The following is a 1,623-nucleotide window of genomic DNA, read 5'->3' as shown; positions in this document are numbered from 1 at the left end:
TTGTGTTTGATTTGTGGTTATTTCAAATCTAAAAATTGGAACATCCTATTTTTTTACCCCCTTAGTGGAATTTGCGAAAGAAAATATACGTTACCAAAAATGGGTAGCCGACAATTATGGGGAAGCTTACAATTATGGGGAAGCTTACAATTATGGGGAAGCTTACATTTATGGCTGTAGGGCAAATTCCTTAAATTATACAGTTCCGGTGGATCCTGCAAGAGGATGTTCTGTAACAAAGAATACAGATAACGATAGTTATGGCATGATTTTTATTGGTGAAGGAATGACAGAATCATCTACATTGAATAATTTAAATTGGCTTGGTCGTGCAAATGTGGACCAACTCCCAGCGAATTTTAGTTTTTATGATTTGTTGAAAGAACCTAGGATTGTTTCTAGTTTTGAGAGTTGCTTGAATGCATTGAAACACTATAACTCTATGAAATCTTCTTCGAGTCAGTTTAGTTCGTCTTCCGAAGAGTCTAACAGTTCTAGTGAAAAATATTCATCGTCGAATGGAAATTTCAGTAGTAGCTCAAAGACCATTGAACTTTCTTCGTCTTCAATGGAAATGAGGTCGAGCAGTTCTGTTAATGCAGAAATGTCTTCTTCATCGAAATTTGTTGAATCTAGTAGTTCGAAATTTGAGTCTTCGTCAACTGATGGTGTTTTTGTTGCTGGTCCTGAACAGGAGTATACTTCAGATCAGATTTTCAAAGATGGTTTGGATAATATGGAGTCTGGTAAATGTTACTCGTTAAATCCAGCTCGTGGAACACAGCATGGTTGGATTAATACGAATGCTCAAGATTCTTGGTGGTGGCGTGAAGTCGATTGCGAAACAGGCGAAAAAGTTGATAACAATCGAGTTGGGGCGTGTCTAGGCTTCCCGTTGGACAATGTGCCGAGTAATCCAAAAAACGCTTGCTTTGCGTACAACGGCACTTGTTACAAGTGCAATCCTGCCCGCGGTTCGGAATGCTCGAATTTTTGGCTTTGGCAAGGAACTTTTACATCGGCTAATATAGGTTGGTGGTATGAACAGGTGGATTGCGATAATCCGTTTGGAGAAAAAAATAATCTTGTTTGTCCCGATGCTTCAGTTTTGTATAAGAAGACCTCGAATAGTGAAAATTTTTATTTCGATGATAATGTCGAAGAACGTCAAAAGACACTAACAACATATTTCTATTTTGACGCAGTCGGGCGATCTATGAAAAGAAGAGATGTGTCTCGTGTTAAACGTGCTATTTATGTTAAATCGCGACTGAATAGAGATACTAGTTTTTTTGCATTGACTAGTGGTTCGAAGTTTAACGCTTTGTTTAAAACGGTAAGCGGACATGTTAGTGCGTTGACAAGTGCTACATTTAGTTATAGCACGGAATGCTCTAATGAAGATTATGTTCCTTTAAATATTACAATTATGTTGAGTACTCCTGAAGATGGAATCGAGGTATTTTTGGAAGGGGACGATGATGATTTAAAAAATCATGAACAAAAACATAAAAGTATATATATGAAATTATTGCTGTCCGGTAAAAGTTCCAACATAAGCACAATATGCTGAATACGCGCCGATTTCGACAGAAAGCGGTGCCTTTGCGTTTTGCGGGTCCC

At 38.0% G+C, this 1,623-nt stretch carries 1 protein-coding gene; it reads left to right on the top strand.

Annotated features, from left to right (window positions below; all coding sequences use genetic code 11):
• The first annotated feature begins 64 nt into the window (after positions 1-64).
• Positions 65-1,573, top strand: a complete 1,509-nt coding sequence (locus BUB55_RS14120) for a hypothetical protein (protein ID WP_143153094.1) — start codon at positions 65-67, stop codon at positions 1,571-1,573.
• Positions 1,574-1,623: the final 50 nt, after the last annotated feature.

The organism is Fibrobacter sp. UWP2 (assembly GCF_900141705.1).
Taxonomy (GTDB): domain Bacteria; phylum Fibrobacterota; class Fibrobacteria; order Fibrobacterales; family Fibrobacteraceae; genus Fibrobacter.
Note: the sequence above shows the minus strand (reverse complement) of the source record. Positions and strands in the feature narration are given on the sequence as shown.